Source organism: Limnobacter litoralis (assembly GCF_030160455.1).
In the GTDB taxonomy this organism is placed as follows: domain Bacteria; phylum Pseudomonadota; class Gammaproteobacteria; order Burkholderiales; family Burkholderiaceae_B; genus Limnobacter; species Limnobacter litoralis.
In genome coordinates this window covers 72,515-89,740 of sequence record NZ_BSOJ01000006.1, presented here as the reverse complement: position 1 = coordinate 89,740, position 17,226 = coordinate 72,515, and the positions used below count along the sequence as shown (strand labels likewise).

Annotated in this window: 17 protein-coding genes; 5 read left to right on the top strand and 12 right to left on the bottom strand. The window is 58.1% G+C overall.

Annotation, left to right across the window (positions count from 1 at the left end):
• Positions 1–441, bottom strand: a complete 441-nt coding sequence (locus QQJ87_RS01890; RefSeq protein WP_284279622.1) for a hypothetical protein — start codon at positions 439–441, stop codon at positions 1–3.
• Between the two features lie 193 nt (positions 442–634).
• Between QQJ87_RS01890 and QQJ87_RS01885 the strand changes: the two genes are divergently transcribed.
• Genes QQJ87_RS01885 through QQJ87_RS01865 form a run of 5 tightly spaced genes read left to right on the top strand, consistent with a single transcriptional unit; the run spans position 635 to position 6,709 of the window.
• Positions 635–1,243 carry a 2-hydroxychromene-2-carboxylate isomerase gene (locus QQJ87_RS01885; protein WP_284279621.1) on the top strand — a complete coding sequence of 203 codons (609 nt, stop codon included), beginning with the start codon at positions 635–637 and terminating at the stop codon, positions 1,241–1,243.
• Between the two features lie 2 nt (positions 1,244–1,245).
• A complete protein-coding gene (locus tag QQJ87_RS01880) occupies positions 1,246–2,856 on the top strand; it encodes a carboxyl transferase domain-containing protein (RefSeq protein WP_284279620.1) in 1,611 nt (536 codons plus the stop codon).
• Positions 2,857–2,875: 19 nt separating this feature from the next.
• On the top strand, positions 2,876–3,667 hold the full coding sequence (locus tag QQJ87_RS01875; RefSeq protein WP_284279619.1) for an enoyl-CoA hydratase-related protein: 792 nt from the start codon (positions 2,876–2,878) through the stop codon (positions 3,665–3,667).
• 2 nt (positions 3,668–3,669) lie between these two features.
• Positions 3,670–5,736 (top strand): ATP-binding protein, encoded by a 2,067-nt coding sequence (locus QQJ87_RS01870; RefSeq protein ID WP_284279618.1) that lies wholly within the window; start codon positions 3,670–3,672, stop codon positions 5,734–5,736.
• 16 nt (positions 5,737–5,752) lie between these two features.
• A complete protein-coding gene (locus QQJ87_RS01865; RefSeq protein WP_284279617.1) occupies positions 5,753–6,709 on the top strand; it encodes a hydroxymethylglutaryl-CoA lyase in 957 nt (318 codons plus the stop codon).
• On the opposite strand, the gene gspF is transcribed toward QQJ87_RS01865, so the two are convergent.
• Genes gspF through gspG form a run of 11 tightly spaced genes read right to left on the bottom strand, consistent with a single transcriptional unit; the run spans position 6,690 to position 17,145 of the window.
• On the bottom strand, positions 6,690–7,904 hold the full coding sequence (gspF, locus tag QQJ87_RS01860; RefSeq protein WP_284279616.1) for a type II secretion system inner membrane protein GspF: 1,215 nt from the start codon (positions 7,902–7,904) through the stop codon (positions 6,690–6,692). The two genes, QQJ87_RS01865 and gspF, sit on opposite strands and share 20 nt — an antisense overlap.
• 29 nt (positions 7,905–7,933) lie before the next feature.
• Positions 7,934–9,397: a type II secretion system ATPase GspE gene (gene gspE, locus QQJ87_RS01855; RefSeq protein WP_284279615.1), complete on the bottom strand. Its 1,464-nt coding sequence runs from the start codon at positions 9,395–9,397 to the stop codon at positions 7,934–7,936.
• A complete protein-coding gene (gene gspD, locus QQJ87_RS01850; RefSeq protein WP_284279614.1) occupies positions 9,394–11,679 on the bottom strand; it encodes a type II secretion system secretin GspD in 2,286 nt (761 codons plus the stop codon). The genes gspE and gspD overlap by 4 nt, the downstream gene beginning before the upstream one ends.
• 22 nt (positions 11,680–11,701) lie before the next feature.
• Positions 11,702–12,433 carry a type II secretion system protein N gene (gene gspN / locus QQJ87_RS01845; RefSeq protein ID WP_284279613.1) on the bottom strand — a complete coding sequence of 244 codons (732 nt, stop codon included), beginning with the start codon at positions 12,431–12,433 and terminating at the stop codon, positions 11,702–11,704.
• On the bottom strand, positions 12,430–12,954 hold the full coding sequence (locus QQJ87_RS01840) for a type II secretion system protein M (RefSeq protein ID WP_284279612.1): 525 nt from the start codon (positions 12,952–12,954) through the stop codon (positions 12,430–12,432). Before QQJ87_RS01840 ends, gspN begins: the two co-directional genes overlap by 4 nt.
• Entirely contained in the window at positions 12,951–14,183 is a 1,233-nt protein-coding gene (gspL, locus tag QQJ87_RS01835) for a type II secretion system protein GspL (protein WP_284279610.1), read from the bottom strand. The genes QQJ87_RS01840 and gspL overlap by 4 nt, the downstream gene beginning before the upstream one ends.
• Positions 14,184–15,116 carry a type II secretion system minor pseudopilin GspK gene (gene gspK, locus QQJ87_RS01830; RefSeq protein WP_284279609.1) on the bottom strand — a complete coding sequence of 311 codons (933 nt, stop codon included), beginning with the start codon at positions 15,114–15,116 and terminating at the stop codon, positions 14,184–14,186.
• On the bottom strand, positions 15,113–15,811 hold the full coding sequence (locus QQJ87_RS01825; RefSeq protein ID WP_284279608.1) for a PulJ/GspJ family protein: 699 nt from the start codon (positions 15,809–15,811) through the stop codon (positions 15,113–15,115). Before QQJ87_RS01825 ends, gspK begins: the two co-directional genes overlap by 4 nt.
• Positions 15,808–16,185: a type II secretion system minor pseudopilin GspI gene (gene gspI, locus QQJ87_RS01820; protein WP_284279607.1), complete on the bottom strand. Its 378-nt coding sequence runs from the start codon at positions 16,183–16,185 to the stop codon at positions 15,808–15,810. Before gspI ends, QQJ87_RS01825 begins: the two co-directional genes overlap by 4 nt.
• Positions 16,182–16,715 carry a prepilin-type N-terminal cleavage/methylation domain-containing protein gene (locus QQJ87_RS01815; RefSeq protein WP_284279606.1) on the bottom strand — a complete coding sequence of 178 codons (534 nt, stop codon included), beginning with the start codon at positions 16,713–16,715 and terminating at the stop codon, positions 16,182–16,184. The genes gspI and QQJ87_RS01815 overlap by 4 nt, the downstream gene beginning before the upstream one ends.
• A complete protein-coding gene (gspG, locus tag QQJ87_RS01810) occupies positions 16,687–17,145 on the bottom strand; it encodes a type II secretion system major pseudopilin GspG (protein ID WP_284279605.1) in 459 nt (152 codons plus the stop codon). Before gspG ends, QQJ87_RS01815 begins: the two co-directional genes overlap by 29 nt.
• Between the last annotated feature and the right edge of the window lie 81 nt (positions 17,146–17,226).

Genomic DNA, 17,226 nt, shown 5'->3' with positions numbered 1-17,226 from the left:
CTACTGTCGGATGGAAACCCGACTGACGCGGTTCGACACCATGCGAGTGTTGTTGCCTGGTCGGGTTCCCTGTCGCGCCGCAATTGTTTTTTGAAGATCCTCTCGCCTTGAGGAAATGCCCACCGGCTGCTCGAAGGTGTTGTACGACACAGCCGCGTCATAGGCACCTTCCAGTGGGTTTTGTTCGAAAGTGTTGGCGTTGAAGGCCACACCGGTCAGATCGGCCCGGCCGATGGTGGTCAGTTCTCGACCCAGTGGAAACATGCCTTCTGTGTCCACCCGATCCAGCAGGGTGGGTATTTGGTCCAGGCTGCCTCCGGCGGTTTGCTCGTAGGCGTCCATGGGGCGGGTTACCTCTTCAAAACGTGCGGCCTGAGCGGTGCTGGCAAGCATCATGGCGGCAGCCATCGTCAGCAAACTGGTCCATTGGGCTGTGCGCATGCTGATTACCCCCGTGGTTTTAGTCGATCAAAAGTTCCCTTTTATAGTGTCCCTCTGCAGAGGGCTTGTCCAGTGGGTTTACCCGTCACTCTGATGGGTGAATTCTGCCTGGGCAGAATGGAGCAAAGTGGCCTTTGGCCTGCCTGAACTCCGATAGAATCAAGGGCAAAGAGAACGACAGGAGACATTCGACATGGCAACCAAACAAACGATTGATTTCTATTACGACTTGACCAGCCCATACAGCTATGTGGCCGCCGAGTTGATTGAGGGCATCGCCCGTGAGGGCAACGCAGAGGTAAATTACCTGCCCACGCTGCTGGGCTTCGTGTTCAAGGCCACCGGCAATTCCGCGCCCATGATGAACCCCACCAAAGGCAAGTATTCCGCCAATGATTTTCTGCGCACTGCGCGTTATTACGACCTGCCCATTCAGTGGCCCAAACAGTTTCCGATCAACGCCACTTGCGCCACGCGCGCCTTGTTGAAGCTGAAGGACCAACAGCCCGACAAAATGGGTGAGCTCACGCGTGCGTTGTACCGCGCCTATTTTGTCGAGGGCAAAGACATCACGACCGTGGATGGCGTGGCGGCCGTGGCCGATGCCATCGGGCTGAATGGCGCAGACCTGGCCTTGGCCAATGACGATGAAGCCTACAAAGCCAAAACCCGTGACCTGGTGCAGCAGGCGGTTGACGCCGGCATGTTTGGTGCACCTTACTTTGTGGTGGGCAAAGAATGCTTCTGGGGTCAGGACCGCATGGAGCAGTTGCGCCGTTGGGTTGTGAAGGGGCCGTTCTGAACATGGCTGTACTCGATTCAAACAACGTCACTGCACGCCCCGATTACGCGTCCAATTTTTCGACCATGCAGGGGCTGGTGAAGGCGCTGCGTGGTCATCTGGACAAGGTTGCGCAGGGGGGTGGTGAAAAGGCGTTCGCCCGCCATGTGGCGCGTGGCAAATTGCTGCCGCGTGAGCGGGTGGCGGGTCTGCTGGACGCCGGTTCACCCTTTCTGGAAGTGGCCCCTCTGGCGGCCTTTGGCATGTATGGCGACGCGGCGCCCAGCGCGGGCGCAATCGCGGGTATCGGGCAGGTGGCCGGGGTCGATTGCATGATTGTCTGCAACGACGCCACTGTAAAAGGCGGCACCTACTACCCCCTGTCGGTGAAAAAACACCTGCGTGCCCAAGAAATTGCAGCCGAGAACAATCTGCCTTGCATTTACCTGGTGGATTCAGGCGGCGCAAACCTGCCCAATCAGGATGAGGTGTTCCCCGATCGCGACCATTTTGGTCGCATCTTCTTCAATCAGGCCAACATGAGTGCCCGTGGCATCGCGCAAATTGCGGTGGTGATGGGCAGCTGCACCGCGGGCGGCGCCTACGTGCCTGCCATGAGCGATGAAGCCATTATCGTCAAGAATCAGGCCACCATTTTTCTGGGTGGCCCCCCCTTGGTGAAAGCCGCCACGGGCGAAGACGTCAGCGCTGAAGAACTGGGCGGAGCCGATGTGCACACCCGTTTGTCCGGCGTGGCTGACCATTTTGCTGAAAACGACCAGCATGCGCTGGAAATTGCCCGCAACATCGTGAAAAACCTGGGGCGGCCCGCCAAGCAGTTTCCTTGGGCTGTGCTGGAACCTCGTGAGCCGCTGTACAACGCTGAAGAGATTTACGGCATCGTGCCCACCGACACCAAGAAGCCGTTTGATGTGCGTGACATCATTGCGCGCATGGTGGACGGCAGCGAATTCGACGAATTCAAGGCCCGCTTTGGCACCACGCTGGTGTGTGGTTTTGCACGGCTGTACGGCATGCCTGTGGGCATTGTGGCCAACAACGGCATTCTGTTTTCTGAATCAGCCCAAAAGGGCGCGCACTTCATCGAGTTGTGCTGTCAGCGCAAAATCCCCTTGGTGTTTTTACAGAACATCACTGGTTTCATGGTGGGCAAAAAATACGAAAACGAGGGCATTGCCCGACACGGGGCGAAGATGGTGATGGCCGTAAGTTGCGCCAAGGTGCCCAAATTCACCGTGGTGATTGGTGGTTCGTTTGGCGCTGGCAACTACGGCATGTGTGGCAGGGCTTACAGCCCGCGCTTCATGTGGATGTGGCCCAACGCCCGCATCAGCGTGATGGGTGGCGAACAGGCCGCTGGCGTGCTGGCCACCGTAAAACGCGCGCAGATTGAATCAAAGGGAGGCACCTGGTCCGCTGAGGAAGAAGCCGCCTTCAAAGCCCCCACGCTGGCTCAGTTTGAAGCGCAAAGCCAGCCCTATTACGCCACTGCGAGGCTGTGGGACGACGGCTTGATTGATCCTACCGACACACGCCGGGTACTGGGCATGGCCATCTCGGCCAGCCTGAACGCCGAGATCGGTGAAAGCCGGTTTGGCGTGTTCCGCATGTAAATATTCCGGAGACAAGACAATGACAGAACAGGCACCTGCAGTGCTGGAGAGCCGTGACGGCAAGGTGGTGACACTGACCCTGAACCGCCCACAGGTTAAAAACGCCATGAATGGCGAGATGGTGGAGCGCTTGATTGAATCGTTCAAGCGGCTTGGCCAAGACGAAGACACCCACGCCATCGTGTTGGCGGCCAATGGCGACGCGTTTTGCTCGGGTGCCGACCTGGGCTACATGCTGCAAATGGCACAAAATGCCGGAGCCAATGCCCAAAGCGGCCACACCCTGACCCACCTGTTTCGCGGCATTGCCGAGTGCCCCAAGCCTGTGGTGGCCAGAGTGCACGGCCTGTGCTTCGCTGGTGCAACCGGCTTGGTGTCGGCTTGTGACATCGTGGTGGCATCCAGCAACGTCACTTTCAGTCTGCCCGAAGTCAAGATCGGCTTGATTCCTGCGACCATCAGTCCGTTTGTGATTCAGGCCATGGGCGTGCAAGCGGCTCGTCGCTATTTCATCACCGGTGAGGTGTTTACTGCCCAAAAAGCCCACGCCTTGGGCATGGTGCATGAATTGTGTGAGCCCGATTCACTGGACCTCACGGTGCAGGCCATGGTGGACAATTTGCGCAAATGTGCGCCTCAGGCCATGGCCGAATGCAAGGCCCTGGTGCGCGAGGTCAGTCGAATGAACATCACGGCTGACGCCACGCACGCCCACCTGGCCGAGCGCCTGGCGCGAGTCCGATCTGGGGCTGAAGCCGCTGAGGGTATGCAGGCCTTTCTTGAAAAACGCAAACCGAAGTGGGTGGCTTGAGCATGTTTGACACCTTGTTGATTGCCAACCGCGGCGAAATAGCCCGACGAATCAATCGCACCGCGCAAGCGATGGGTATTCGCACCGTGGCCGTGTATTCGGAGGCGGATGCGCAAGCCCTCCATGTGCAGGAATGCGACCTGGCCGTCTGCCTGGGCGCGCCGGAAGCTGCAAAAAGCTATTTGAACATTGACGCCATTGTGAAGGCGGCTTTGGCCACAGGTGCGCAAGCTGTACACCCCGGCTATGGCTTTTTGTCAGAAAACGCAGCCTTTGCCAAGGCCTGCGCCGAGGCGGGCTTGATCTTCGTCGGGCCTGATGAACACGCCATCCGCGTGATGGGCAGCAAAAGCGAGGCCAAAGCCTGCGTTCAACAAGCCGGTGTGCCGTTGATTCCGGGGTATTTTGGTGACGATCAGTCTGTGGCAACCCTGCAGGCCGAAGCGGACAAGATGGGCTATCCGCTGATGATCAAAGCGGTGGCGGGCGGTGGGGGCAAAGGCATCCGCACCGTGCATGAAGCCTCCGGTTTTGTGGCGGCTCTGGAAAGTTGTCAGCGTGAAGCAAAAAATGCCTTTGCCGATCCAACCGTCATGCTTGAAAAGCTGATCGTGAACCCGCGCCATGTGGAAGTGCAGGTGTTTGCCGATCAGCATGGCAATGTGGTGCACTTGTTTGAGCGGGATTGCTCGGCCCAGCGCCGCCATCAAAAGGTGATCGAAGAAGCGCCTGCATTCGGTTTGACCGACGCACAGCGCAAAAGCATCGGCGACACGGCGGTGCAGGTGGCCCGCTCGGTGAACTATCGCGGGGCAGGGACGGTCGAGTTTTTAATGGACGCCAGCGGGGCGTTTTATTTCATGGAAATGAACACCCGCTTGCAGGTGGAGCACCCCGTGACCGAAATGGTGACCGGGTTTGACCTGGTGAGCTGGCAGTTGAAAATTGCCGCGGGCGAACCCTTGCCCGTTCAGCAGGCAGACATTCGATTGACCGGCCATGCCTTTGAGGCCCGGCTGTACGCTGAAAACCCCGACAACGGCTTTTTGCCCGCCATCGGCAAGGTTGCGCTATGGCGCGGGCCAGACCATGCGTCCGAATTTGCAGTGCCGACCTCGATGAATCAGGTCGCCGTGCGAATGGATGGCGCGATGCGAAGCGGCCTTGCCATCAGCCCGTATTACGACCCCATGGTCGGTAAGCTGATTGTGTGGGGTGCCACCCGCGACAAGGCACTGAACGCCTTGCAAGACCAGTTGTTAAAGCTGCGTTGTGTGGGCGTCAGAAGCAACATCGCCTGGTTGCACACCTTGAGCACCCATCCTGACTTTGCACGCGGTGGGTATGACACCGGTTTGATCGATCGCATGGAGGCGGCGCGAACACGCGCAGTTGAGCCTGATCAATCCATCGGTCTGGCGGCGTTGTGTGCCCTTGGGCGTTGGGCCAAGGGCGTTTGTGAGCAGCAAGGTGTGGGTGTGACAGATCCTCTGCTTTTGCGCGATGGTTTTGCAAGTGCATCGCCCCTGCTGCGCACGGATGTGTTCAGTGAGGCCGGCAAAAGTGAATCCAGTTGGCCAGTTCGCAGCCACTGCAGAAGACAGGGGGCTCGTGTGCAGGTGATTGGGGCGCTGGGTCCTGCCGGGAAGGCGACCTCTTTTGATCACGCCTTTGAATTGCCTCAAGAGCCCGTGTTGACTGGTGAAGTGTTACGAATTGTTGCCATTTCACCGGAGATGGGTGAAATAGAGCTTATCTGGAATGCGGACTTGCTTCACGTGTTCGGGCGGGACCACAGCGCTCTGTTGCTCTGGCATAATCCAGCTCATATTCGTGTTGACCAGGGCGATGCCGGCCACGGTGTGAATGCACCCATGCCGGGCAAGGTGTTTGCCGTGTTGGCAAAGCCCGGCGACACCGTGAAGAAGGGACAGCCCTTGATCGGACTTGAGGCCATGAAGATGGAGCACATGCTCTTGGCCCCGGCAGATGCAGTCGTCAAGGCCGTTCCGTTCGAGTTGGGGCAGCAGGTGAACGAGGGCGTTGCCCTTGTTTTGTTCGAAGAGTGATTTTTTAAAGCGACTTATGCAATTACGCAGCCTTCCCAAGCAGGTCAATCTCGTTGAAGTGGGCCCTCGGGATGGCCTTCAGAACGAAAAGCAGCACATTGAAACTGGCATCAAGGCTGAGTTGTGCAACCGTCTGCTTGCCGCGGGCGTGAGCCGTTTGGAGGCTGCTGCCTTTGTGTCGCCAAAATGGGTGCCGCAAATGGCCGATGGTGCGGCGGTGATTGCAAGCCTGAATCGCACGTTGTCGCCCAAGCCGCAGTCGGTGTCCGTTTCCGCCCTGGTGCCCAATCTGAAAGGCATGGAAGCGGCCATTGAAGCGGGTGTGGACGAGATTGTCGTGTTCACGGCGGCGTCCGAAGCGTTCGCACAAAAAAACATCAATTGCTCAATTGCCGAAAGCATCGAGCGATTCAAGCCCGTCATCGAGCTGGCTCGCCGCGCAGACATTCACATTCGAGGTTCGATCTCCTGCGCCTTGGGCTGCCCGTATCAGGGCGATGTGCCTGTTACTGCAGCCGCTGAAGTGGTTAAACGCTTGCATGGCATTGGCGTGCAGGAATTTGACGTGGCCGACACCATTGGTGTGGGCACTGCAGGGCGAGTGTCCGAGGTGTTCTCAGCGGTGGCCAAGGTCAGCCCCTTGAACCAGATTGCCGGGCATTTTCATGACACCTATGGGCAAGCGCTGGCCAACATACTGGCGGCCTTGCAAGTGGGTGTTCGCACCTTTCACAGTTCAGTGGCTGGTCTGGGTGGTTGCCCCTATGCCAAGGGTGCCACTGGCAATGTGGCCACGGAAGACGTGGTCTATCTGCTGCAGGGCTTGGGCATTGCCTGTGGAATTGATCTGGGTGAACTGGTCAAAACCGGCGCCTGGATTTCCGGGCAGATTGGCAAACCTTACGCCAGCCGCGCGGGCAAAGCGCTGTTGAACAAACAGCAAGCGGAAATGCTTACTGAATCAGCTGGTTGATTTCAATAATCGGCATCATCACGGCCAGCACAATCAACAGCACAATCAAGCCCATGACCAGAATCAGCAAGGGCTCCATGAGGCTGGTCAGCCACAATGCCTTTCGCTCCACCTCGGTTCGCTGGCTGTCAGACGCCCTTTGAAGCATGTCTGACAACTGCCCGGTGGCCTCGCCGCTGGCCACCAAGTGCGTCAACACGGGCGGAAACAAATTGCTTTTGCCCAAGGCTTTGCTCAGCCCGCTGCCTTCTTTCACCCGCTCTTGAACATCGTGCATGGCGTTTTGCAGCGCGCTGTTGCTGACCGTGCGGTTGGCTGCAGCCAGCGCCTTCAGGATGGGTACCCCGCTGCCCACCAAAATGGCCAGTGTGGAGGCCAGGCGCGCGGTGTTGACCGAGCGCACGAAAGGGCCGATCAGCGGCACGTTCAGCAAGCCCTCGTCAAAACGCAGTTTGAAGGCCTTGTTTTTCAGGGCGGTGCGCAGTGCATAAGCCGCCACGCCGATGGCCAGCAACAGCAACCAGCCCCAATTTCGCAGAAAATCGGAAATGGCAATCATGACGATGGTCAGTGTGGGCAACTGGTGATTGGTGTTCTCAAACACAGAGACCACTTGGGGCACCACATAGGTCAGCAGGCCTGTAACCACAGCCAGAGCAACGGCGGTGACAATGGCCGGGTAAATGAACGCGGCGCTGACCTTTTGAGCCAGGGCCTGCCGGGCCTCCAAGGCATCAGCCAGTTTGGCCAGCACAGTGCCCAGTTCCCCGGTGTTTTCACCCGCGGCCACGGTGGCCACGTACATTTCAGGAAAGGCTTTTGGAAAAGCGGCCAGCGCCTGAGAGAGGGCCGTACCCGCCACCACTTCGCTGCGAATGCTGTTGATCCGCTCGCGAATCAGTGGCTTTTCAGCCTGTTCCACCAATGCAGACAGGGCCTGGGCCAGGGCAAGCCGCGCTTGCAAAAGGCTGGCCAACTGGCGAGTGAAGAGCACCACCTCGTTGCTGGACAGTTCTCGCCCCCAGCGGCTCGCCTTGTGACTGCCGCCCTGGCGGGATTGCACCTCAGCAATGTCCAGCGGGGTCATGCCCTGCATGCGCAGGTTCTGGCGGGCCAGGCGGGCAGAATCGGCCTCCAGCGAGCCTTTGACGGCTTTGCCTTGTGCGTTGATTGCCTCGTACCTGAACACTGCCATGTTATGGGTCTACCTTGCTGTTGTCGGGTTTAATCGCGGGTCACGCGCATCACTTCTTCGGCGGTGGTCAGCCCCGCATCCACCCAGCGCTGCCCGTCTTCCCGCATGTTTTTCATGCCCTTGGCGTACGCGTATTCACGCATGCTGCTTTCGGCGGCTTCGTTGTGAATCATGGTGCGGATTTCATCGTCCACTGTGAACAGTTCATACACGCCAGAGCGACCCAGATAGCCCGTGTGGGCGCATTTCTCGCAGCCTTTGGCGTGCCAATGGGTGTGCCCATCGCTGTCGACCTCGCTGGTTTTGCAATGGGGGCAAAGGCGGCGCACAAGGCGCTGCGCCAGCACACCCAAAATGCTCGAACTGAGCAGGAAAGGCTCAACACCCATGTCCACCAGCCGCGTAACAGCACTGACCGAGTCGTTGGTGTGCAGGGTGGCCAGCACCAAGTGGCCCGTCAATGAGGCCTGCACCGCGATTTGTGCGGTTTCAAGGTCTCGGATTTCACCAATCATGATCACGTCGGGGTCTTGCCGCAAAATGGCGCGCAGTGCCTTGGCAAAGCTCATGTCGATTTTGGCATTGACGGGGGTCTGGCTGATGCCGGGCAGATCGTATTCCACCGGGTCTTCCACCGTCATCACGTTGGTGGTGCTTGAGTCGATTCGCGAAAGCGCCGCATACAAGGTGGTGGTCTTGCCCGAGCCTGTTGGGCCGGTCACCAGCACGATGCCATGTGGCATTCGGCAAAGCCGATCTACTTCCGCCAAGATGTTGGAAGGCATGCCCAGGCTGGTCAGTTCCAGTCGCCCGGCTTCTTTGTCCAGCAAACGCAGCACAGCCCGCTCGCCATGTCCGGTGGGTAGCGTTGAAACACGCACGTCCATGGGCTTTCCGCCAATGCGCAGCGTGATGCGACCATCTTGCGGCAGGCGCTTTTCGGCAATGTCCAGGCTGGCCATGATCTTGATTCGGGAAATAAGGGCAGAGTGCAATTCACGCCGTGGCTGCAAAATGTCGCGCAGCGTGCCGTCCACCCGAAAACGCACCAGCGAATGGGTCTCGAAAGCTTCAATGTGAATGTCCGAGGCCCCATCGCGCGAGGCTTGGGTCAGCAGGGCATTGATCATCCGGATGATCGGGGCGTCGTCTTCGGTTTCCAGCAGATCTTCCACCGCGGGAATATCTTGCATCAACTGGTCCAGATCAAGATCGCCCGCCACTTCATCGGCCACGGCCGCCGCGTTGGTTTCCTGGTTTGAATACGCCTGATTGATGGTTTTTTCCAGTGCGACCGGGTCTTCGCAAAACACCCAGTCAATCGGACAGGGGGCAACGCGTTGCGCTTCCGTGAAGGCGTGGCTCGGCGTTCTGGAGCCGAAAGCCAGACGCCATTGGTGAGTTCCGGCGTCCAGGCACAGCACCTGGTTTTGCCGTGCAAATCCGTAATTCAGACGCCCGATGGTTTGGGGGTTGAAGCTCAGATCGCTCAATTCATGCTCCCTGGGGGTGGTCCATCCGCCGGTGTGTTCTGCGGCCTGGGCACCACGATGACACTTTTGCCCTTGGGTTGTTGCTGGATCTGCAAATCACCCTGAGTGCGTTGTGTGGCCTGTGCATCGGGCATTTGCCGCATGGATCGCATCGGCGCAATCGGTTGGGCGGGCATGATCGGGGCCTGCATGTCGGGCAGTGCAAACCGCTTCTCAAGCTGGCCTGCTTTCTGGGCACTGCGCATGTAGTCATAGCGGTCGGTGACGATGTCCTGCAGGTCGTCTTCACTGCGGACGACCACGGGGCGCAAAAACACCATCAAATTGGTTTTGACGTGTCGGCGGTTGTCGTAGCGAAAGAAGTTGCCCAGCACCGGCAGATCGCCCAAGCCGGGCACTTTCTGTTCATTGCCAGTCACTTTGTCTTCCACCAGACCACCCAGCACAATGATGTTGCCACTTTGCACCAGCACATTGCTCTCGATTGAGCGCTTGTTGGTGATCAGGCCTGCCGCATTGGTGCTGTCTGCTACGGAAGACACTTCCTGATAAATGCCCATTTTGACGACATTGCCCTCGGTCACCTGGGGCTTGACGCGCAGTGTCAGGCCCACGTCTTTGCGCTCAATCGTTTGAAAGGGATTAACCGTGGCGCCGTTTCCGCCCGAGTTCGTGAACTGGCCTGTGATGAAGGGCACGTTCTGACCAATCACGATTTTGGCTTCTTCGTTGTCCAGGGTCAGCAGGTTTGGTGTGGACAGAATGTTGGCGTTGGCCTTGGATTCCAGTGCGCGGGCCAGAAAGCCCAGGTTGGCGATGGTGCCCACGCCCGGTATGTTGACCTGCCCATTGATGATGCCGATGTTCAGGCCCTGGCCGATGGACCCTAGATTGGTGGCCGCACCAATGATGTTGGTGCCGCTGCCCGTGGCGTTGAAATTGGTGCCGCCGATGAGCTGCGCGCTGTTGCCGGTGGCGCCCGAGAGCCCCTGGAACTGGATGCCGAATTCGGCCGCCTTGTCGGAGGACACCTCAACGATGAGCGATTCCACATACACCTGGGCCCGCCTGACATCCAGCTTCTCGATGATGGACCGCATGTTGCGATACACCGGCTCAGGTGCAGTAATGATCAGTGAATTGGTGGAGGTGTCAGCCTGAATGATGCCGCCGCCAGTGCTTTCGCCCCCGCCGGAGGCCGCTGTCAGCTGCGCACTGCCACCGGTCTCAGGGCTGCCCAGCGCGTTAGTGCTGCCGCTGGTGCTGCCCGTTGACCCACTCAATGTGTTCACGTTGCCAGTTGTGCTGCCCAGGCTGGGTGTGCTTAAGCCTGTGTTCGTGGCGCTTGCACTGTTGGTGTCTTTCGACAGAATGGCCTGCAGGGTTTTGGCCAGCTTGCTGGCGTCCGCATTTTTCAGATACACCACCCACACGTTTCCGGGTTGCTTGGTGGGTTGGTCGAGTTGCGCAATCAGGCGCTTGGCGAGGTTGATTCGTGCCCGGCTGGAGGCCCTGAGCAAAATGCTGTTGGTGCGGGGGTCTGCCAGTACGGTCAGGCGTTGGCCTGCGTCCACTGCAGCGCCGGTGCCCCGGCTGCCTTCATCCAGCATTTTGTTGACCATGGTGGCCACGTCTACAGCCAGCGCGTATTGCATGGGGACCACTTCCATGTCACCCGAGGAGGGGCCGTCAATGGCCGAAATAATTCTCGCAATGCGCTGCAGGTTGTCTGCGTAGTCGGTAATAACCAGCGTGTTGTTGTTCGGGTAGGCCGCAATGGTGTTGTTGGGGGCAATCAAAGGCCGCAACACGGGTACAAGGGCTGTGGCCGACTCGTAGTTCAGCTGAAAAACCTGGGTAACAATTGCGTTGTCACCCTGTTTCAGGGCCCGTTTGGGGTTGACATCGGCTGCCTGTATCTTGGCGTCATTTTCGGGCACAACCTTGGCGACACCGCCAGACTCTACAATCGTGAAACCTTGAAGTCTGAGGGCTGCCAGCAGCGCATTTTTGGCGTCTTGTCGGGACAATGGCGCGGGTGAAACCAGAGTAATGGTGCCACGCACGCGGGGGTCCACCACAAAGGTTTCATTGGTGAACGAACCCACCGCACGAACCACAGCGCCAATGTCGGCGTTCACGAAGTTCAGCGCAAACTTGTCAGTGGGGTCAATTGTCAGTTTGGTTGAGCCCTTCAAGTCGAGTGCTTGCGCAATTGCAGTTTGCGCAAACGTCGTACCCATTACGGCAGTCACCAGACAAGCCACCAGTTTTTTCTTCATGTTCATCCCATGCACATGCATATCAAAATACACCCAGGCGATACTTGTCGCCTTCCTGTCTTCCCATCTGGCTAAGCAAGCCTGTCAACGCAGGTCTGCTTTTTTCGTCGCTGTAGGCATAGCCCGAAAATGCCATTCGACGATTCGGCACCAGTTTGCCTTGCCCCTCGATAAACAAGGGGCCTTTGAGGGTTTGTATCGTCAAATTCATTTCTTTTTCCGGCATGCCCTTGAGCGACACCACATATTCTCCAAGTGGGCGAATGCTGGCCAACGCCGACTGGGCATCCACCCACTTCATCGTGACGTCGGCAGATTCGCCTGTCTGCCACCTCGCCCAGTCCAGCTTGAATACACCTTCAGGCTTGATGGTGTTGAACGGTGCGCCCAAACTACTCAACCAGCTTGCGGGTATTTCCATTTTGCCCGCCTGTAGGGTGATACCCCCCGAAGCCCAACCCAGATGCACGGGTTGCAGCATCGTAGGATGATTCACGGACAAACCCAACCACAGCCCGCCGCCAAGCACCAACACATGCCACTGCACATCGCCAGGCAGGGCGCGAACCGTTCCACCATCCGACAGGCCCAGCTGGGCTCGGCCATTCCAGACAGAGCCACTGCTGTTGATCAGTTGCAGCCGGCCACTGGTGGCATTCATGACCGCATTGTTCAGGCTACTGGCCGGCATTAAAACCACCCAGGCGACTATTCCGGTCAACAACAGACCCACCCAGGCCAATCGGCCTTTCATGGGGCTTTTCCGGGCGTCTCGCCCTTGCCTGCAAACATCAGGGACCCGCTGACAATGGCGGCTTCATTTTTTTCAATCTCGCCTTTGACCGGCGTCAGGGTTGCGATTGCCTGAACGTCGTCCAGCCAGGCCAGCACGCCGGCTGCGGGTGACTTGTCGAACTTCACCTCGTAATACCCTTCTTCGGTGCGCTGCAGGCTGGCGGTGTCTTTCAGACCATGCTCGGCCAGCATTTGCTGCAAACGCGGCTGAATGTCGCCGGCGGTCAGACGAACTTGCGACCGCGCGCCGCGCAGTTGCTGAAGGTCCGCCGTAGCCCGCAACACCTTGGCTGCTTTGTCGGTCAGGGCGGCCTGCTCGTCTGGGGCGGTTTGAATGGTCTGCAGCGCAGGCTGAATCAGAATTGACCACACCAGCGCAAGACCCAGCACCACAGCCCCTCCGATCACGAGGGTTCTCTCTCGCTGGTTTAACTCATCCAGTCGTTGTCGAATCCATTGAACGGCGGCAAGGCGATTCATGAGCGGCCTCCGTTGGGCAGGCTGACCTGAAGAAGCGGCAATTTGCTGGTGCCGCCGATCAGCCAGCGTGCCTCCAGGTTTCGCGCCTTGAGCTTCTGGACGGCCGCGTCCTGGTCGGCTTGCTGCACGTTGGCCTGAAAACGCAGGGTGAGTGTGTTGTCTTGCCAGGCAAACCCGGCCATGCTGTTGAACGGCGCTGTGTCCATGGCCAGGCCGACTTCATGCAACAGCCAGGCGATTGACCGGTTCTGACCAGACTGCTGACCCGAGTTCAGCTTGTTCTTTTCGCGTTCAATGAGCAACAATGGGTCTGCAATCATGGGGGTGTTAGGCAAGGCTTTCTGATAGGCCTGCTCAATTTGATCATTGATGGTTTCAAGCGTGTGTTTTTCCTGAAATGCCACCACGTTGAGGCTGACAATGGCGCATGTGGCCAACACCAAAAACGGCTTTTGAATGGCCTTCCAGGGGGATTCAATGGAGCTTTGGCCCCGAAATCCCAGTTTTCGCAGGTCTTCCGGTGTGGTGAGAAGGGATTCCATCAGGCTGATCAAAGGGCTGGTAACGCCAGCACCTTCGCTTTTTACCCGGTTTGGCCCGAGATGTTCAATGAACCAGTGGGCGTCGTGTTCGCTGACCAGAAGGTTGGTGTCTTGACCAAGCTTGGCTTTAATCAGCGAAAGTTGCCCTTTGGTGGCAATCAAAGGCGACGCCTGTGCGTCTGTAATCAACACAAAATCGCCCGACAGCCAGGCTGTCAGACCTTCGACCGTGGGTTTGCGCAAGCTCTCGCAACTCAGCCCCACAAGTTTCAGGCCCAGCTTCGTGCAGGAATCCAGCACCTCGCGCGCACGTCGCTTTTCAAGCACGCTGGCCAATTGCCTGGGTTCGTCACCGCGAAGGTATTTGGGCCAGATTGAGACCAGGTTTTCTTCGGGCTCATTCAAGATGAAAGGTTCAACCAGAAAGGGCAGGGCGTCTTTCAATTTTCGCCCCGAGATCCGGGGTGTTTCAATGGCAAACAAGCCCACATCGGTGGGGGCAAGCAGCACCAAAACCGGCATGTCTTTGGGCAGTCTATGGGCAGGTTCTACGCCACCGTGCAGCTTTTGTCCAAGGCGCGAGTGCACCTCGTAGCGGATCATCAGGCTTCGGCCCTGGTCTTCAGCGTCTTTCTGTTCGTAGGCGGTGGGCCACCAGGCGATGACCAAAGGCTGCGAGCTGCTCAATTACTGTCTCCACATGACATACACGCGCTGGTTCTTCCTTTCCAGCAAGGCTTGGGTTCGCACCAGGGCCTCATCGATTCGGGCGCTTCCTTCCACCAGAAAATAATCACTTTTTACACCAAGCATGCTGCTTTGGATTTCGATGTCCGGGTTTAGGGCTGCACGCAAGTCAGACAAGTCTTTGAAGGGTACCCGTTCCCGGCGGGCGACCACCTGCTGGGCATCCGGAAACCCCAATTTTTCAATGCAAGCATACAACAGCTCTGCGCTGGCGGTGTTGGCATTCAACGGGGTGATGTCGGGCAGAATGACCACATAGGGCCTGAGTTGTGACCAGGTGTTTTCATCCACGCCATCGTTGTTGTCAAACTCTTGCCATCGCTTGGCGGGCAGCAGGCGCACCTGGTTCTGGCTGACCTGTTTGTCGGGGGGGCTGGCAGGTGCCGGTGGATACATTGCCCCCAAGGTGTCCACCAGGGCTTTCTGTTGGGCCCCACTGACACCCAGCAGGTCGCAGAGTTTGGCAAAGGCCAGCAGCCAAACCGCCCTATTGCTGTTGTCCAGTCCCAGGTTGCGCAAGTTAAACCGCCCCTGTGCGTCTTCAATCCGCCCGGTCACCACCGCTTCTTTGTCCGTCAGGTTGCTGCTCGATTCGTTGGGCCGCATCAAGCCTTCGCTTAAACGGCTTTCTGCCAGAGGCACTGCCCACGGCTCGGTCAGGTTGTCGGTGGCGGACACGCGCGCGTCTTCACGCAAAATCACCCGCGCCCAGTCCACTGCACTTTGGGTGACTTCCAGCGTTTGGTCTCGGGCGGCAGACACACTCACGGTTTTGGCGGTGGCAAACAGGTTCCAGATCAGCGGGCTGATTGCGAGCGTGCACAACACGACAATGAACAGGGCCATGATGACGGCGGCGCCACGTTGTTTCATTGAATCGTTCCTGTGATGAACAACTGCCGAACAGCCTGAGCGTTGGGCTGGGTCAGCGTCACTTCCACGGCGCGAATCAGCGGCTGACTTTGTGTATCCGGGCCAGTGGGGGCCGCAGGTGCATTGCTGCCGCTGCCAACCTGGGTGGTGCTCAACTCCAGCGTGTTTGCCACGCCTTGAAAGTCCACCTGAAAACCGCCAAGGTCGGCATTCTGGCCAAAGGAAGTCAGTGCGCTCCAGCCACCGGGCTCCAGCCAGAACCGAATCGCCATTCCCTTCATGGCAATGGGTGCGCTTTGCACGGTGGGGGCTGGGTCGGTTTGATTTTGAACCTGACTGGTGCGGATCAGTGCGCCATTGTTCAAGGTCCATTGAATGCGTTCTTGATAGGCCGGTTTTTCGGCGGGGCGTTGCGTCACCAGCAGGGTCAGGCCGGTTTGATCCACTTGAACTGCGTCGTTCGGAAAGTAGCGTCTTTGATCCGACAACTCCGCGTGTGAAAGATCCGTTTTGAACTGCGAAAAAATCGCCGCCGTGGTTTGCAACTGGCCGTCCACCTCGTTGACCCGCCGTGCAGACCGAAGCACCTCTTCAAGGCCCCGCCAGGCCAAGAGCGCCAATATGGCCACAATGGCCAGTGCGATCAGCATCTCGATCAGGGTGAAGCCGACAGCGCGTCGTTTGTTGAAACTCATGGCGCGCTGCTCAGAAACACCACCAGTCGCGCAAGCTGATTGCCCTTGTCGCCCTGAAAGGCGTCGCGCACGGTGATCTCAACCCGGCGAAAGTTGGGGTTCGGCGTGGTGCTGATGTTGAAGGAACAGACAAAACGGAAGTGGCCCTGATTGCAGTTGGTTTGGAGCACTTTCGGGCCGTCCGGAAATACACCGGACACTCGCAGGTAGGTGGCCGCGCTGTCGGCACTCCATTGTGCGTACTGGCGTTTGATCAAATCGTCCTGTTGCAGATTCAGGTTGCCTGCCGCTTTCAGGCAGGCCATTAAAGCCACTGCGATGATCGTCATGGCCACCAGGGCTTCAATCAGTGTGAAACCACGTTGAGGCCTCATGCGCCACTCCGGTTTTGCACCGCTTTTTGCACTGGCCCCAGTACAAACTGCCCACTGGTCTGGCTGGTGAGCGCCATGATCGAGTTGTTTTTCTGAAGAACAACACTTTTGGTGATCAGCCCCGGTGTCGGGCTGATGATCAAAAACCGCACAGCCTGGCCCTGATTCAACAGGGTTGCCTTGATCGGCCCGTTGTCCCAAACGCGGGTGCGAAGCATGGGCTCTTCAGTGACTGGTTGCCAGGTCAGGCCATTGAATTCTTCAAACGAATAGCCCTGACTGCCCGCCACAAAGCGGATCTCTTGAGACTTCAACAGGGCCTGTTGTTGGGCGATGCGGAGAATTTGAGAAAGTTTTTGCCCTTCGGCCTGCAGGTAACGGCTGTCACCGGGTGTGCCCCGGATGGTAATCAGGCCGGCGGCGATCGACATCACCACCAGCACCACCAGGATTTCAAGCAGACTGAAGCCGTTTGGCCCGTAAGCTGAAACCCCCGGTTTCTTAGAGTTGCCAGGAGCCAATGTCGGCATTCACGCCTTCTCCGCCCGGCTTGCCGTCCGCCCCCAGGCTCATCACGTCTACCTCACCTTTCAAACCAGGGCTGAGGTATTGGTATTTGTTGCCCCAGGGGTCTTTGGGCAACTTGGACAGGTAACCCCCTTCCTTGTAATTGCTGGGAACGGGTTCCGTGGTGGGTGCCTTCACCAACGCATCCAGACCTTGTTCCGTGGTGGGGTAACGTCCGTTGTCCAGGTGGTAAAGGTTCAGGGCTTGCATGATCGACGCGATGTCTTGCTTCGCCGCCACTTTGCGCGCCTCGTCTGGGCGCCCCATCAATTTGGGGACCACCAGCGTGGCCAAAATACCCATGATGACCACCACCACCATGATCTCGATCAGGGTGAGGCCTTTTTGAAGCGGGCGACGTGTCAGTGAAAGCGTGTGGTTGAGGTTTTGCATAAACAGGTCAGAAAACAGAGAAGTCCCATTGTAGGATTTTTTGTGTTCAGATTCCTTGACACCGGTTAATATCAGGCTCCG

What these genes read in the sequence shown, in the direction of transcription:
- gspK (WP_284279609.1), bottom strand. Translation starts at nt 15,116, where the DNA reads ATGAAACAACGTGGCGCCGCCGTCATCATGGCCCTGTTCATTGTCGTG.
- QQJ87_RS01880 (WP_284279620.1), top strand. Translation starts at nt 1,246, where the DNA reads ATGGCTGTACTCGATTCAAACAACGTCACTGCACGCCCCGATTACGCG.
- QQJ87_RS01890 (WP_284279622.1), bottom strand. Translation starts at nt 441, where the DNA reads ATGCGCACAGCCCAATGGACCAGTTTGCTGACGATGGCTGCCGCCATG.
- gspF (WP_284279616.1), bottom strand. Translation starts at nt 7,904, where the DNA reads ATGGCAGTGTTCAGGTACGAGGCAATCAACGCACAAGGCAAAGCCGTC.
- gspG (WP_284279605.1), bottom strand. Translation starts at nt 17,145, where the DNA reads ATGCAAAACCTCAACCACACGCTTTCACTGACACGTCGCCCGCTTCAA.
- QQJ87_RS01815 (WP_284279606.1), bottom strand. Translation starts at nt 16,715, where the DNA reads ATGCCGACATTGGCTCCTGGCAACTCTAAGAAACCGGGGGTTTCAGCT.
- gspN (WP_284279613.1), bottom strand. Translation starts at nt 12,433, where the DNA reads ATGAAAGGCCGATTGGCCTGGGTGGGTCTGTTGTTGACCGGAATAGTC.
- gspI (WP_284279607.1), bottom strand. Translation starts at nt 16,185, where the DNA reads ATGAGGCCTCAACGTGGTTTCACACTGATTGAAGCCCTGGTGGCCATG.
- QQJ87_RS01825 (WP_284279608.1), bottom strand. Translation starts at nt 15,811, where the DNA reads ATGAGTTTCAACAAACGACGCGCTGTCGGCTTCACCCTGATCGAGATG.
- QQJ87_RS01875 (WP_284279619.1), top strand. Translation starts at nt 2,876, where the DNA reads ATGACAGAACAGGCACCTGCAGTGCTGGAGAGCCGTGACGGCAAGGTG.
- gspD (WP_284279614.1), bottom strand. Translation starts at nt 11,679, where the DNA reads ATGAAGAAAAAACTGGTGGCTTGTCTGGTGACTGCCGTAATGGGTACG.
- QQJ87_RS01870 (WP_284279618.1), top strand. Translation starts at nt 3,670, where the DNA reads ATGTTTGACACCTTGTTGATTGCCAACCGCGGCGAAATAGCCCGACGA.
- QQJ87_RS01885 (WP_284279621.1), top strand. Translation starts at nt 635, where the DNA reads ATGGCAACCAAACAAACGATTGATTTCTATTACGACTTGACCAGCCCA.
- QQJ87_RS01840 (WP_284279612.1), bottom strand. Translation starts at nt 12,954, where the DNA reads ATGAATCGCCTTGCCGCCGTTCAATGGATTCGACAACGACTGGATGAG.
- QQJ87_RS01865 (WP_284279617.1), top strand. Translation starts at nt 5,753, where the DNA reads ATGCAATTACGCAGCCTTCCCAAGCAGGTCAATCTCGTTGAAGTGGGC.